General features: G+C 38.4%; 14 protein-coding genes. 9 read left to right on the forward strand and 5 right to left on the reverse strand.

Annotation, left to right across the window (positions count from 1 at the left end):
- Window positions 1-58: 58 nt before the first annotated feature.
- Together SKA34_RS04645 and SKA34_RS04650 are read left to right on the forward strand one after the other, a co-directional pair.
- The gene (locus tag SKA34_RS04645; RefSeq protein ID WP_006644353.1) at window positions 59-295 is read left to right on the forward strand and encodes a hypothetical protein; all 237 of its coding nucleotides are present in this window, start codon (window positions 59-61) and stop codon (window positions 293-295) included.
- A 509-nt stretch (window positions 296-804) separates the two neighbouring features.
- Entirely contained in the window at window positions 805-1467 is a 663-nt protein-coding gene (locus SKA34_RS04650; protein ID WP_006644354.1) for a toxin-antitoxin system YwqK family antitoxin, read from the forward strand.
- A gap of 329 nt (window positions 1468-1796) precedes the next feature.
- Here SKA34_RS04650 and SKA34_RS04655 read toward each other — a convergent pair whose 3' ends face one another.
- On the reverse strand, window positions 1797-2297 hold the full coding sequence (locus tag SKA34_RS04655) for a fasciclin domain-containing protein (RefSeq protein WP_006644355.1): 501 nt from the start codon (window positions 2295-2297) through the stop codon (window positions 1797-1799).
- A gap of 425 nt (window positions 2298-2722) precedes the next feature.
- Between SKA34_RS04655 and SKA34_RS04660 the strand changes: the two genes are divergently transcribed.
- The 7 genes from SKA34_RS04660 to SKA34_RS04690 all read left to right on the forward strand — a co-directional run bounded on the left by SKA34_RS04660 (window position 2723) and on the right by SKA34_RS04690 (window position 11065).
- Window positions 2723-3502 (forward strand): 3-hydroxybutyrate dehydrogenase, encoded by a 780-nt coding sequence (locus SKA34_RS04660; RefSeq protein WP_006644356.1) that lies wholly within the window; start codon window positions 2723-2725, stop codon window positions 3500-3502.
- 98 nt (window positions 3503-3600) lie between these two features.
- The gene (locus tag SKA34_RS04665; RefSeq protein ID WP_006644357.1) at window positions 3601-4725 is read left to right on the forward strand and encodes a patatin-like phospholipase family protein; all 1125 of its coding nucleotides are present in this window, start codon (window positions 3601-3603) and stop codon (window positions 4723-4725) included.
- 19 nt (window positions 4726-4744) lie between these two features.
- Window positions 4745-5488, forward strand: a complete 744-nt coding sequence (locus tag SKA34_RS04670; protein WP_006644358.1) for an acetoacetate decarboxylase — start codon at window positions 4745-4747, stop codon at window positions 5486-5488.
- A gap of 323 nt (window positions 5489-5811) precedes the next feature.
- Complete coding sequence (locus SKA34_RS04675; protein WP_006644359.1) at window positions 5812-7296, forward strand: carbon starvation protein A; 1485 nt, start codon at window positions 5812-5814, stop codon at window positions 7294-7296.
- Between the two features lie 104 nt (window positions 7297-7400).
- Complete coding sequence (locus tag SKA34_RS04680; RefSeq protein ID WP_006644360.1) at window positions 7401-9071, forward strand: sensor histidine kinase; 1671 nt, start codon at window positions 7401-7403, stop codon at window positions 9069-9071.
- Window positions 9072-9102: 31 nt separating this feature from the next.
- On the forward strand, window positions 9103-9828 hold the full coding sequence (gene btsR, locus SKA34_RS04685) for a two-component system response regulator BtsR (protein ID WP_006644361.1): 726 nt from the start codon (window positions 9103-9105) through the stop codon (window positions 9826-9828).
- Between the two features lie 160 nt (window positions 9829-9988).
- Entirely contained in the window at window positions 9989-11065 is a 1077-nt protein-coding gene (locus tag SKA34_RS04690) for a PQQ-dependent sugar dehydrogenase (protein ID WP_006644362.1), read from the forward strand.
- Between the two features lie 16 nt (window positions 11066-11081).
- On the opposite strand, the gene SKA34_RS04695 is transcribed toward SKA34_RS04690, so the two are convergent.
- The 4 genes from SKA34_RS04695 to crtI are packed head-to-tail and all read right to left on the reverse strand — an operon-like array spanning window position 11082 to window position 15449.
- Window positions 11082-11909, reverse strand: coding sequence for a Brp/Blh family beta-carotene 15,15'-dioxygenase (locus tag SKA34_RS04695; RefSeq protein ID WP_232284214.1), 828 nt, complete (start codon window positions 11907-11909; stop codon window positions 11082-11084).
- Between the two features lie 16 nt (window positions 11910-11925).
- Complete coding sequence (locus tag SKA34_RS04700; RefSeq protein WP_006644364.1) at window positions 11926-13029, reverse strand: lycopene cyclase family protein; 1104 nt, start codon at window positions 13027-13029, stop codon at window positions 11926-11928.
- Between the two features lie 18 nt (window positions 13030-13047).
- Complete coding sequence (locus SKA34_RS04705) at window positions 13048-13965, reverse strand: phytoene/squalene synthase family protein (protein ID WP_006644365.1); 918 nt, start codon at window positions 13963-13965, stop codon at window positions 13048-13050.
- A complete protein-coding gene (crtI, locus tag SKA34_RS04710) occupies window positions 13962-15449 on the reverse strand; it encodes a phytoene desaturase family protein (RefSeq protein WP_039859708.1) in 1488 nt (495 codons plus the stop codon). Before crtI ends, SKA34_RS04705 begins: the two co-directional genes overlap by 4 nt.
- Window positions 15450-15452 lie beyond the last annotated feature (3 nt).

A 15452-nucleotide genomic window follows, 5' to 3' on the forward strand; every position in this document is an offset into this window, starting at 1 on the left:
TAAATAATATAATAAATCTAGAATAAAAATTAATTCTAAAATCTATAAAGGATTTATAATGGAAATTCGTGAGTTCAAGATAACAGGTATTATTCAACAAGGAACAAACCATAGAGAAATTGATTCTATAATAGACTCAACGACAAGTATAGAAGCTTTCAACACTTTCATCAATGAAAACCCTACAATAAGAAATGGATTCAGACTTGAACGTCACAATAACCATGGTAATACTGATACCGCGATTTACGTTAACGCTTCCGACATGACAAAGCTAACCATCCATACAAGTTAGGTCATTGATTTAATAAAAATAATCACCTTCAAATAGACTGGTGCGCAACTTGGTTTACATGAAATAAATCAAACACCTTATCCCACGTAAGTTTGATTAGATTGCAACCAGTCTGAAATTATTACTTATAATTTTATATTGTACATAACTACAGCTTATACGTTCAGCAATGAATGCTTTTCATTCGTTTTATTAAAAATAAAGATAATACTATCTTAATAAAATTTTAATCGTATATAATAAAAAATTTCATCAATGTCATATCTGAATCTTTTATCTTTAAATAATACCACTAATAATTTTTACAAATCTAAATTAAGAAATAAATATCTTTAAAAAGTAAAAAGATTTTAGCACTTAACCCCTACTTCAATTTAAAAAACTCAGCGTACATAATAAGAAAAAAAGATCTAGAAATTTTTTATCCTCGACTCTCACTGATGATGCTTCGACTACACAAAGCTAAGCCTATACTTCTCTAATCATAGAAGATTAAGTAGAGTGACAAGATGAAAAAAACAGTAGCCTTGCTCACAATATTATTGCTAGTCGTTCCAATGGTGTCTGTTGCCGCAATTCACAAGACATACTACCCCACAGGTGAACTAAGAAGCCTCGATAACTATGTGAACGGGAAGCTCGAAGGGCTACGAAAAGGCTTTTACAAAAATGGTGTGTTAAGAACTGAAGGCTATTTTAAAAATGGTAAGCCCGAAGGCATGATAAAGAGCTATTACGAAAATGGGGCGATTCAACTTGTTGGTTATTTTCGTAACGGCTACCCACAAGGACTCAGTAAAATTTATTATAAAAGTGGCGCATTAAAATACGAAGAAAACTATCTTAATGGGCAAACTCATGGGTTGTTAAAAGCTTACTATGAACATGGTGGGATCAAGCTTGAAGAAAACTATGTTAATGGCAAACCTCGGGGAAGTTTAAAAGGCTATTATGATGACGGTACGCTGGAATTTGAAGAAAATTACCGCAGAGGCAAACTTAATGGTGTAGCAAAAAGCTATTTTAGAAATGGGCAGTTAAAGGTTGAAGAATATTATCTTGATGGCAAAAAAAACGGGCTGGTAAAAATATACAACAAGCAAGGCGAACAAATTGGTCGATTACGTTATAAGAACGATGAATTGATTGACAGCAATACTCCTAATCCATAATTCATAACCGCGTGGTACTATTCTGAAATGCTCACGCTGCTTTAAATCCCAACCGCTGAACCTTGACACAAAAATAGGCAATGGATAGGTGATGCCTATGTCGTTGCTATATTGGTGCGCTTTCTTAATTATATTACGCTCTAATATTCTCTTTCATGTAAGTAATATACGTTCTACAAAGGAGGTTAAGACGTTAACTTATTAGAAGCACAACACTTTCTTTATCAAAAAAATGGACAGAAGCTTAGCTCCTATCCATTTTTAATTAAGACCAAACACATTTATCCAGGGGGGTATCAATAACGTGAAATTATATAAAATATGTTTATCTAGTTGCTCGGCGGAATTAATACGTTATCAATTACATGAATCACACCATTACTAGCTTTTACATCGGTTTTAATTACTTTTGCATTGTTAATCATGACATTGCCGTTATCGACTGTAATTTTCACTTTCTGACCTTCAAGCGTTGTCGCGTCATTTAATTTAACCACATCACCAGCCATAACTTTTTCAGATATAACGTGGTAAGTGAGAATATCAATCAGTTTTTGTTTATTCTCAGGTTTTAGCAAAGTTTCAACAGTACCTGCAGGAAGTTTGCTGAATGCTTCATCTGTTGGCGCTAATACGGTAAATGGTCCCGAGCCCTTGAGCGTATCAACTAGACCCGCTGCTTTTACGGCAGTAACAAGCGTGTTGAATGAGCCATTTGCAACGGCAATATCAACAATATCTTCTTTCTCTCCATGATGCCCAGCATAAGCATTAACACTGACTAAACTTCCGACTAAAATAGATGCTGAAATAAGTACTGTTTTTAACATGGTTAATCCTCTAACGACTAAGAAATTAAATGGTACAATCTCATTTACGTATTCATTTTTTAGAAGGATCAACAACTAGTGAAATAAATTTCACTTCGTAAATAATCTATCACAAGATAGCTATCAATAATTAGATAAAGAAACGTTAATTCATATTTTATGTTCTTAAATCAACTCATTAATATAATAACAAACCTATCAATTACTGTTATTTATAAAAAATATCTCTTTATATTATTTCAATATAACTTAACACTGACGTATTTATACTTAATAGACATTGAACAAATTAAAAATAAAATAATTATTACAATTTTAATTAAATGAAAGTTTACATTACTTTTTTGATCGCTTTTTAATTCTATTTCTTATGTATATTAAATATAACACCGCTTAAAAAACACACAATATAAAAGGGGTTATATATGAGATTAGAAAATAAAGTCGCTATTATTACAGGTGCAGCAAGTGGAATTGGTCGCGCTATTGCATTTGAATATGCTAAAGAAGGCGCTAAAATTATTGTTGCCGATTTAGATATTAATGCAGCAGAAAAAACAGTCGCAGAAATAAAAAATAACGGTTCAGATGCGCTCGCTATTTCAATGAACGTGACCAATGAAGAACAAGTAAATAATGATATTCAAACGGTTATTGATAATTTTGGCCGAATCGATATTTTAGTTTCTAATGCGGGATATCAACATATCGCATCTGTTGAAGAATTAACTTATCAACAGTGGAAAGATTTACTCTCAGTACACTTAGATGGTGCATTCTTAACAACCAAAGCATGTTTAAAACATATGTATAAACAAAAATCGGGCTCAATTATTTATATGGGCTCAGTTCATAGTAAAGAAGCCTCTAAATTAAAAGCCCCTTATGTTACAGCAAAACATGGTCTGATTGGCTTATGTGAAGTTGTTGCAAAAGAAGGCGCTGAATATAACGTGAGAGCTAACGTTATTTGCCCTGGTTACGTTAAAACCCCCTTAGTCGAAAAACAAATACCAGAACAAGCAAAAGAGTTAGGCATCACTGAAGATCAAGTCGTTAAAAATGTGATGTTAAAAGATACAGTTGATGGACAATTTTCAACGATGAAAGACATCGCTCAGGCCGCTGTTGTTTTTGCAAGTTGGGAAACCAATGCCTTAACAGGACAGTCTCTTGTCGTTAGCCATGGCTGGTTTATGCAATAAAAATATTCACTGTTTATTTCACCCTCTGGCTTTGAATCATTATTTAACGGTTCAAAGTCAGTCACACGTATTTAGCCATTTTCTATAAGGCATTATTAATGCAGAATAAAACCAATAAGAAAATTGTTTATGTCTTCCAAGGTGGCGGAGCATTAGGCTCTTATCAATTAGGGGCATTTCAAGCGTTAAATGAAAAAGGCTTTACCCCAGATTCTATTATCGGTATTTCTATTGGTGCGATTAATGCCGCCATTATTGCGGGTAATAAACCAGAAAATAGATTGAAGAATCTTGAGATATTTTGGGAACGAGTAACCTCCTCTATTTCTTTTTCAAATCTATTCTTTAACTTTAATAATGAAATGAAAAACTGGGCAGATGCACAACAAGCAATCTGGCAAGGTCAACCAGGATTTTTTAAACCTAAATTATGGCCAAGCGAATTTGAAACGTATAAAACATCAGAGTTGAGTTACTATGATACCTCACCATTAAAAGAAACGCTCAATGAACTGATCGATTTTGACTATTTAAATCAAAAAGAAGTCAGATTAAGTCTCTGTGCGGTCGACCTTGAAAGCGGTGATTTTAAAACGTTCGACAGTTTTAATGAAACCATTACAGCTGAACATATTATGGCAAGTGGTGCGATGCCACCTGGCTTTCCACCCGTTGAAATTGATGGAAAATATTATATCGATGGTGGGTTATATTCAAATACCCCTATCATGTCGATATTAGAAAGAATATTGAATAATCCTGATGGTCATCAAAATAAGTTGTGTTTCATGGTCGACTTATTTTCAGCCAAAGGTGAACTACCAACCAACATGAATGCATTAGCTGAAAGAGTGAAAGATATTCAATTTTCTTCAAGAACTCGAAGAGCATCTTATCTTTATTCAACCTCTAAAAACCTGTGTTCTGCAATTACTTACTTAACGCAATTTTTATCTGAAGAGGATAAGAAAGATCAGAAAGTTAAAGAAATAATAAAATTAAGTAATACCAATAGCCTTGAGATTGTTTATTTAATTTATAAGTCTCAACAGGCTGAGCTTGAAAGCAAAGATTATAACTTCAGCAAAGCAAATTACTATCGCCATCGAGATAATGGTTACAAAGACACTCTCGCACTTTATCAAAAAGATCATAAACAATGGTTAATCGATGAACATGACAACGATATCCATATTTATACTCTGGATGAAGATCTTATTTAACAATATATAGAGATAATATATGAAAATAGAGCAAATAAAAAATAATGCTTTTTCTATGCCGATCACAACCCCCTCGGCACCTCTCATCGACTATAAATTTAAAGATAGAGAGTATCTGATCATCTCTTATGAAACTGACATCGAATTATTAAAAGAAGTGGTGCCAGAGCCCTTAAAAGTGATCAGTAATGTCGTGCATTTTGAATTTATGAAAATGCCAGATTCCGCTGGGTTTGGGAGCTTTAAAGAATCAGGTCAAGTGATTGAAGTTGAGTACAATGGCAGAATAGGACTTTATAGTCACCTGATGTTTGTCGATGATGTTGCCTCTATTATTGCAGGTAGAGAGATTTGGGGATTTCCTAAAAAATACGGGTTTCCATCACTCGATATCGATGTTGATACTCTCACAGGGCGATTAAAATACAATCAAACCGAAATCGCTATAGGCACAATGGGCTATAAATATTATGAAGGTGATATTGCTTCAACAAAATCAGCACTCGAAACCACACCTAATTATATTTTAAAAGTGATACCCAGTGTGACAGGAAAAGGCACGGACGTTTGCCAATTAATTGAGTATTACATGGCAGATGTTAACGTTAAAGGCGTATGGACAGGTCCTGCAGCGCTTGAGTTGTTCGAACATGCCTTAGCGCCGATAGCTCAACTACCTATCAAAAAAGTCGTTGGTGGTAAGCATCAAATCGTCGATTTTACGCTTTCATACGGTAACGTTTTGTTCGATTATCTAAAATAGTTTTTTTCTAAATTCATTACTATTAATACATTTATCCCTAAGAAAATCATCAGATAATACTAGCGTTATCCTCATGCATCAGAGCGGGAATAACGACATAGCTTATGTGATGATTTTCTCATTTCGCAGATCGTCATTTATCAATGACACTAGCTATTTCATCAACTCTCTATCTCTCTTTGGCTATAAACCAAACCACTTAACCCCCTCTGTAACCACTCATCGCACTATCCTGCCACTCACCTATTAACTAAATGCAGCTAACTAAAAAGGCAAATACCATACACCCTAGCTTCCCCCCTACAATATTAAGGACAATTGCTATGATGTGGTTTCTGACCTGTGTCGCCGCGCTTATCGGTGGCTATTTTATTTACGGTGCTTTCGTAGAGAAAGTATTCGGCATAAAAGAACACCGTAAAACCCCTGCACATACCAAAACAGATGGTGTCGACTTTGTTCCTATGTCGACAAAACGTGTCTACCTCGTTCAGCTACTCAACATCGCCGGTGTCGGTCCTATATTTGGTCCTATTATGGGTGCGCTGTATGGCCCAGCTGCCATGCTCTGGATTGTGGTTGGCTGTATTTTCGCAGGTGCCGTTCACGATTACTTCTCTGGTATGTTGTCTATCCGTAATGGTGGCGCATCAGTACCGAGCATTACAGGTCGTTACTTAGGCAATGGCGCAAAACACTTTATGAACCTTTTTGCCATTGTTCTACTCTTACTTGTTGGTGTGGTCTTTGTTTCTGCTCCTGCCGATATGATCACTAATCTTATCAACGACCAAACCAGCCTAAGCGTTAACGTAACCACCATGGTTGTGCTTATTTTTGGCTACTACATTCTGGCAACGATTGTGCCTGTCGATAAGATCATTGGTCGCTTCTACCCATTATTTGGTGCACTTCTAATTTTCATGTCTGTGGGCTTAATGGCAGCCATTGCTTTCTCTAGTGAACATACCGTAATGGGTGATTTCAAAGTGAGCGAAATGTTCACTAACTTAAACCCGAATGACATGCCGCTATGGCCTGCATTGTTCATTACGATCGCTTGTGGTGCTATCTCTGGTTTCCATGCGACACAATCGCCATTAATGGCGCGCTGTATGCACAATGAGAAAAATGGCCGCTTCGTATTCTACGGTGCCATGATCGGTGAAGGTGTGATTGCACTAATTTGGTGTGCTATTGCCCTATCTTTCTTCGGCTCGCTTGAGTCACTTTCTGAAGCAGTGAAAAATGGTGGCCCAGGTAACGTAGTTTACAGTGCATCCTTTGGTTTACTGGGTACCTTTGGTGGCATCTTGGCGTTCTTAGGTGTTGTGATTCTGCCTATTACCTCTGGTGATACTGCGTTTCGTTCAAGCCGTTTGATCCTAGCTGAGTACTTCAGCGTTGAACAAAAAACACTGCGTAATCGTCTACTAATGGCTATTCCATTGTTTGTAATAGGTGGCATTTTAACCCAAGTCGATTTCGGGATTATTTGGCGTTACTTCGGATTTGCTAACCAAACCACGGCTGTAATGATGTTGTGGACGGCTTCTGCTTACTTACTACGCCATAATAAGTTGCACTGGATCACGACAGTTCCAGCCATCTTTATGACCACAGTGTGTGTAACCTTCATTCTAAATAACAGCACATTAGGTTTCGGCTTACCAATGCAGATCTCAACCATCGTCGGTATTGTATTCTCACTATTCGTAACAGGTTATGTAATAAAAATCTCGAAAGGAAAAGGTGATACCGACTTTGCTGATGAGGAAGAAATTAAAACAACGTCAGAAACGGCATAATCACACACATAAATGTGCTTGATTCCTCAATCTAAGAGCCTGCGCACCGCAGGCTTTTTTTGTTTGCCTTACAATCGCGCATTATTTTTATCATGAGCGCCAATATGGAATTGATTGTCTCTTTGCTACAGCAAATGTGTGTTTACTTAGTACTGGCTTATATGCTGAGTAAAACCCCCATTATTTTACCTTTGTTGAGCATTTCTTCTCGTTTAAGCCATAAGCTGATTTGTTACGTGCTGTTTTCTGGTTTTTGTATTCTCGGTACCTACTTCGGCTTACATATCGACGATGCAATTGCGAACACCCGTGCTATTGGTGCCGTTATGGGGGGGCTTTTTGGCGGTCCTGTGGTGGGTTTTGCTGTTGGTCTAACGGGCGGTATTCATCGTTATACTCTTGGTGGCTTTACCGACCTTGCCTGTACCATTTCGACCACTGCTGAAGGCTTAATTGGAGGTTTACTCCATGTTTACCTGCTTAAACGTAACAAAGGCGCATTGTTATTTAACCCTTGCATGGTGTTTGGTGTCACCTTTGTTGCTGAAGTCGTGCAGATGATCATCTTAATCACTGTCGCCAAACCTTTTGACCAAACCTATGAGCTCGTTTCTACCATTGCAGTTCCAATGATCATAGCCAATTCCGTAGGTGCGGCACTGTTTATGAGTATTCTGCAAGATCGTAAAACAATCTTTGAAAAATACTCTGCGGCCTTTTCTCGCCGTGCTTTAACCATTGCAGATCGCTCGGTCGGTATTCTTAGTACTGGCTTTAACAGTGACAATGCCAATAAGATCGCCCGTATTATTTATGAAGAAACCAAGGTCGGTGCCGTTGCGATCACAGACCAAGAAAAACTCTTAGCTTTTGTGGGGATCGGGGATGATCACCATAAGCCAGATACCCCTATCTCTTCACAAAGCACTTTAGATTCGATTGAACAAAATGACATCATCTACCTTGATGGCCGTGAATCCCCTTATCAATGCTCTCTCGCCCATGACTGTAAACTTGGTTCGGCACTGATCATTCCACTACGCGCAGGCAATCAAGTTGTCGGCACTATTAAGTTGTATGAGCCAAAACGTAAACTGTTTTCAACCGCTAACATGTCAATGGCAGAAGGTATTGCGCAGCTACTATCAAGCCAAATTCTTTACGGTGACTACTTGCAGCAACAAACCTTATTATCACAAGCCGAAATTAAACTGCTACATGCGCAAGTAAATCCTCACTTCTTGTTTAATGCACTTAATACCATCAGTGCTATCACAAGGCGCGATCCAGATAAAGCCCGAGAGCTTATTCAAAACTTATCGCAATTTTTCCGTAGTAACTTAAAGCAAAACATTAATACCGTGACGTTACGAGAAGAGTTGGAACACGTAAACGCCTATCTCACTATAGAAAAAGCCCGTTTTACTGATCGCCTTGACGTTGAAATCAATATTCAACATGAATTACTTGATACCAAACTGCCCAGTTTTACACTTCAACCTCTGGTAGAGAACGCTATCAAACATGGTATTTCTACTCTGTTAAAAGGTGGAATAGTGAAGATTTATAGCCAACCTCACCCATTGGGCTACGAAATCACGGTTGAAGATAATGCAGGAAGTTATCAGCCACCAGCAGATAGCCATGTCGGATTGGGAATGGAGATAGTCGATAAACGCCTATCCAATCAATTTGGTCGTGATTCAGCGCTAAAAATCACATGCACACAGCACCAATTTACCCAAATAAGTTTTATTATCCCAAAGGCACAATAAGTACTGCAAAGCACATAAAAGGTAAGGATGGATGTTAACTGCTCTTGTCATTGATGATGAACAATTTGCCCGTGAAGAGCTGGCAGAATTATTGGAAGAAACAGGCTATGTTACAGTGATTGGTGAAGCGCCAAACGCTATTATTGGGCTGAAGAAAATCAATGAGCTAAAGCCAGATATTGTCTTTGTTGATATTCAAATGCCACAAGTAACAGGTATTGAACTATTAAGCATGCTCGACCCTGAAACTATGCCCTATGTGGTGTTTGTAACCGCTTACGATCACTATGCTATTCAAGCGTTTGAAGAAAATGCTTTTGATTATTTATTGAAGCCTGTTAATCCAAGTCGTTTAACCAAAACAGTGAGTCGTTTACATAAAGTGATACAACAATCAACGCCTCAGCAAGCCATCTCCGCTATTGCACCGAATAAGCTCGATCAAATCCCCTGTATCGGTCATAACCGTATTGTGATTCTTACCACCGACACAGTGGAATGTGCCTATAGCGATATCAGTGGTGTACAAGTACGTTCCAATAATCAAACCACCAGCACACAGCTCACCTTAAAAACATTGGAAGAAAAAACACCGTTAGTGCGTTGTCATCGTCAGTATCTAGTGAATATCAAGATGATCAGTGAAATTAGGTTATTAGAAAATGGATTAGCTGAAATTATCACAAAAACAGGGTATGAACTTCCAGTTAGCCGTCGCTATCTTTCAATACTTAAAAAGCTGCTCGGTATTTTGTAAAAAGCACATTGCTTTAGTTTGATAAACGGCCTTTTAAACAAGTCAATTTGCATATAGGACTATTTTTCTACATTGATACAATGAAAAATTTAATAAAAAATAGTTGTAGCGATATCAACTGCTAGATTTGAATAAGAAAGACGTATCAAAGGAATGAGCCATGAAAACAATAGCAGCTATATTACTTGTTTGTATCTCTCTATCTGCATATTCAAGCCAATACAACGCAATAGAAATTGCGAATAACTTTCAAATCCCTTGGGGAGTGGAATTTGTTAATGAAAAACAAGCTATCGTAAATGAAAAAAATGGCACTGTTTTATTACTCGATATTACCTCTGGTAATAAACAGTTCCTCTTCAAGGTTCCAGACGTTGATAGTCATGGCCAAGGTGGTTTGTTGGATGTTGCGCTTGCGCCAAATTCAGATGTAAATCACCCAATACTCTTCTTTACCTATAGTAAATCGACTCCAAAAGGCACCACTGTCGCACTTGCCACAGCAACATTACAAAATAATAAACTAGAGGGCTGGAAAGATGTTTTCGTTGCCGATGCCATGACCAGCACTGGTCGTCACTTTGGTAGCCGTATTGCATTTGTTGACGATAAGGTTTACTTCTCAATTGGTGATCGCGGTGTGCGTGACAATGGACAAGATCTTCAAACTCATGCTGGTTCTATCATTCGCTTGAATCTCGATGGTTCCATTCCTGCAGATAATCCCTTTAAAACAAGTAAAGAAAAACCTGAAATCTGGAGTTACGGACACAGGAATCCTCAAGGCCTGTTTTATGACAAATCAACAAAACAACTCTGGTCAATTGAGCATGGGCCTCGTGGCGGTGATGAAATTAATTTGATTAAAAAAGGGGCTAACTACGGCTGGGCAAAGGTGTCTCATGGCGAAGAATATTGGGGACCAATCGCAGTAGGTGAAGCAACCTCATTACCTAAGATGAAAGATCCGAAACTGGTCTATATTCCTTCAATAGCACCAAGCAACATGTTGATCTATATGGGAAATAAGTATCCTTCCTTGAAGGGTAAAATCTTAGCGGGTGCGCTTAAATTGGCTCACATTAATGTGGTATCAATTAAAGACGGTAAGCTGACTGAATCTTCTCGATTAATGAGAGAACTCGGTGAACGTATCAGAGATATCACGATTAGCCCTGATGGCTATCTCTATTTTTCGACAGACAGCGGTAAGATTTTCAAGCTGGAAGAAAAATAATCAATAGAATGACGATTCATCGGCTCTTTTTACTTTTTGAAAGTGCGATAACAAACATATGGGGAACCGTTAGCGAAGCGAGCCCCCAAAACAATGTTTGTAACGATTTATCTTCAATCGGGTAGACTGACTCTATAGATAGAAACAATCCAATGAGTAGTATATAAGTCATTATTAATAACAAAGATAAAAATCGGATAGAAAAATCTTGTCTGGTGACGATACTTGGCAAATATTCAGCATAATGACGATAGCTATGAAGTAGGCAAAAGTAACAAGCGAAATAAATAAACGGCGATGCCGCAGCACTAATAATAACTAACAGTAGACCTTCAACAACATTGGCTTTATTTGGCCTACACAACAATAATATGGTACCGGCTAAACACCACACCACAAATAACCACATTACGTCAGAGAAGTCATACCCTGTCAGTAATAAAAAAAGTCTCATGGTTTCTGAAGGATGGAAAATAACTGGCAGAGCGATAATGATGCCCCCCAAACCAATACATTGAAACCTTGACCTCGCTCGCTGTTCTCCCCAGTCGGCGCCAAAATGGTACGCCGATACCAACAAAAACAGAATAAAAGAAAGCAATGGTGAGATAACCCACCCTAAATAAACCACCATAGACAATACTAAATAGCCAAGCAAAAACAGCCATGTCGACGTCTTTTTAAATGACACGCTTTTTAAAGTAATCCATGGGTCAAGCAAACCGTGTGGCAGACCGATGAACAAAACCATTAACATCACAGGCCAAAACATCGCCCAATGCTCAACAAGTAAAACCAGTGGAAGTGCACACAGCAAAAAACACACAGGTTTCTGCTTTATCACACTGCTCCAATCCGCTTTAACCACCGGCCATGACCTCTTTAATAAACGGCCATTTAGGTAAAGCACTGATCACTTTCATCCATTCTTTCATACCCGCGTCATCACTCATAAATGCTGAAAATTGGTCACCATTTAACTGGCTTGCCATACGAATGAAAAAGTCTGGTCCATCCACAGGGTTATGCTTAATGACGTTTAAAAACAAGTGATCCATTCTAGCCTGCAGATGATGCTGCTGATGAGAAAACGCTTTTTCTTTGGTAATAATAGATTGCGCACAAGCCAATGCCCATGCTTGGATCCGCAAAAAGCCATAGCCAGAGCTGGCCCGTAACGCACCACCGGCAATCCCCCCTTTGACCAATATAGATCCTTCTAAATGTGTCTGCCCCATTGGCAAAATAGCTGATTCACGGCGGAGGATAGATTCAATTTCAATGTTTTCTGACCGCAGCGCAGATTGAAGATCATCTTTCAACAAATCTGGATTGAGAGGGGAGCGATGAAAAACCGTAGGCTCAATCAATATGTGCCAAGGAGAAAATGGAAGAATGTAATAAAAACGCATGCATTGATTATCGCCATGCATATTACACATTAGCCTTACAGTATCAGGCGCAAATATAGGACGGGATAACGTGACCTCATAACCTAAAAATGACTGATATAGTATTGCTTCAGAAGGTCGAGGGCGAGTATCAATGACAATGTCAGCTTCTAAATGACCGGATGTTGTCTCCACTAACCAAGATTGGGAGTGAGTTGGCAAAACAGAGACGACTTCAACTTCCATTTTTAGCGATACATTCGCCGAATCCAATTGTTGTAAGCAAAAGTCGTAGTAATTTTCAGCAGGGAGACAACAATATGAGGTCGAATCATAATAATGAATGTGTTGTTTATCATTTAACGATGAAAACAAGCATTGTTGCCAACGATATTGAGCCATTTTATGCCACTGACAATTAGGTTGGGCCCAATAACACCATGTTCTGTCATTTTCGTAGCACTGTCTTGATTCCAGTAATAATACCGATCCAGAAAATCCCTGTTCCGTTAAGCAACGAGCAAGAGCTAAGCCCGCACAACCCGCACCAAGAATTGCAACATTGACTTTCATTATTCACTCTCCCAGAGTCTAGATCCCCAAGACATTGACGATATTAGTGTGCAAACATTTATCATGAGGACGATGCCAACGTTTGGTTCCATTACTCAATAAAAAATGAAGCATACAATTTGCCGTCAACGCGCACTTTTTAATCATAGAGACCGTTGATCTTACGGTAAAATCAGGCTCTCTTTCTATTTGGAACCCAATCGCTTGGTAACATTTTGCAGCAATATAAATGGATAACCTTGATTGTTTAGGCAAATAAGATAAACCTGACATACCACTGCTGTAGTATTGCTCCGCTAACAATAAGAGCTTTCTCCTCGCATGAAAGATGTCGCAATGGTGTGAAGGCGCCTGCTCAATTTCTAAAGGGGTTATACCATGTAACCAAGTAGAGGGAACATATCTCCTACCTAGCTGCGCATCTTCAAAAACATCTCTAGCGATATTCGTTAACTGCATCGCGATACCAAGGTCGACGGCATATTTGAATGCCGCTCTATCATCAACCTCTAAAGCGTGACACATCATAATGCCAACAGTGCCAGCGACTCGGTAACAATATGTAAGCAATTCACTCTTCGAATCAATAACAGGTTCGTTTTGATCAAACAAGAAGCCATCAATCAAATCCAAAATGGGATTAATAGGAAGCTCAAATGATTCTGTGAGAAACACCGTATCGCGTTCAGTTTTATTTTCAATAAGGCGTTGCCGAAACTGGTTTAATTTAGAAGAGGAGTTCCCTTGATTATCAGCTAAATCATCAAGGTATCGGCAGAATTGGTACAAACAATAGCTTCGCTCCGCATGACGTTTTCCCATAAATAGCGAAGCAAAATAGAATGTCTTACCATGCTTTGCCGTCACTTTATGACCACCTTGCAAAAAGGCAACTGACAACTGTGAGATGATAGTAGATTGGGAAAACTCTGTCATTGACTTCCCCCCACCTTGCCATACTTTTGCTTTAACAACGATTCGACAACTTTTGCTGAACTTAATACTCCTGGTAATCCAGCTCCAGGATGTGTTCCCGCACCTGCTAAAGACAAGTTATTTAAGCCTTCACCATTATTATGGTATCGAAACCACGCTGATTGATAAAAGTGCGGTGAAATTGAAAAACCAGCACCAGAAGGGCTTAAATAATCATCTTTGAAATCCTCAGGGGTCATGTAAAAAGCCGACTGAATATGGCTCTCTAAATCTGGTAATAGCGTTTGAGATAGACGCTCAATCACCCGCTGTTTTAATTTCTCACCAACCTCTTTCCAGTTTTGACCGCCATCTAAATTTGGTACAGGTACGAGAGCATAAAAACTGTCATGTCCTTTTGGAGCAAAAGAAGGGTCGGTTGCAGTAGGACGGTGAAGATAAAGAGAAAAATCTTCAGTAAGCACTTTATGTTTAAAAATATCGTCTAATAACCCTTTAAAACGTTTACCAAGTAGAATCGTATGATGCTCTACAGCTGAATATTGTTTATTAGTGCCAAAAAATAAGACAAACAAGCCCATCGATTTACGAGCCAATTTTGTTCTTACCGTAGCTACTACGCTGCTTTCTTTTTTTAATAATTTTCCATACAGGTAAGCAGGATCGATATTTGATATCAAATGATCACAAGGTAAATCAGTACCGTCTTGTAAGGTAAGGCTCTTAACATAGTTATCTTTCGTTTCAATCAGTTCAACAGCGTTATTGGTAATAATTTCAATACCTTGCTCAATCATTAACTTTTCTAACGCCTTTACCAGAGCACCTGTTCCCCCCATAGCGAAATGAATACCGAACTTTCTTTCTAAAAAATGAATTAAGTTATAGATACTGGTCGTATCAAAGGGATTACCTCCAACCAGTAGAGGCTGGATAGAAAATGCTTGTCTCAGTTTTTCATTTTGCATGTGGCTACTAACGAGCTGCCATACTGAACGATAGCTTTTTAACTTGATCATCGCGGGTAGCAATTTCATCATGTCAGTCATTCGATGAAATGGTTTATCTGCTAACCGTTCAAAACCAACATGGTAAATCGACTTAGACTCTTGCAATAAACTTCTATAATGCTGGACGTCACTCGGATCAATATTGCCTATTGCGGTTTCAATATCATGTTGACTGCCACCGTAATCGAATGTACTGAGATCATCAAAGACAAATCGGTACCATACTTTCAATGGTGTGAATTCGATGTAGTCGACACGTTCACGATTAAATAGTGCGAATAATTCATCAAACAAGAAAGGAGCAGTAATCACTGTGGGGCCAGCATCATGACGATAACCATCGACATTAAAGACTTGAGCTCTACCACCAATCTGTTGATTTTTTTCGACTAAAACAACATCAAAGCCCAGTGCTCTTGCCCTTAATGCAGAGGCGATGCCTCCAAATCCTGCTCCCATTACGACAACCTTCATAAG

This window comes from Photobacterium sp. SKA34 (genome assembly GCF_000153325.1).
Classification (GTDB): Bacteria; Pseudomonadota; Gammaproteobacteria; order Enterobacterales; family Vibrionaceae; genus Photobacterium.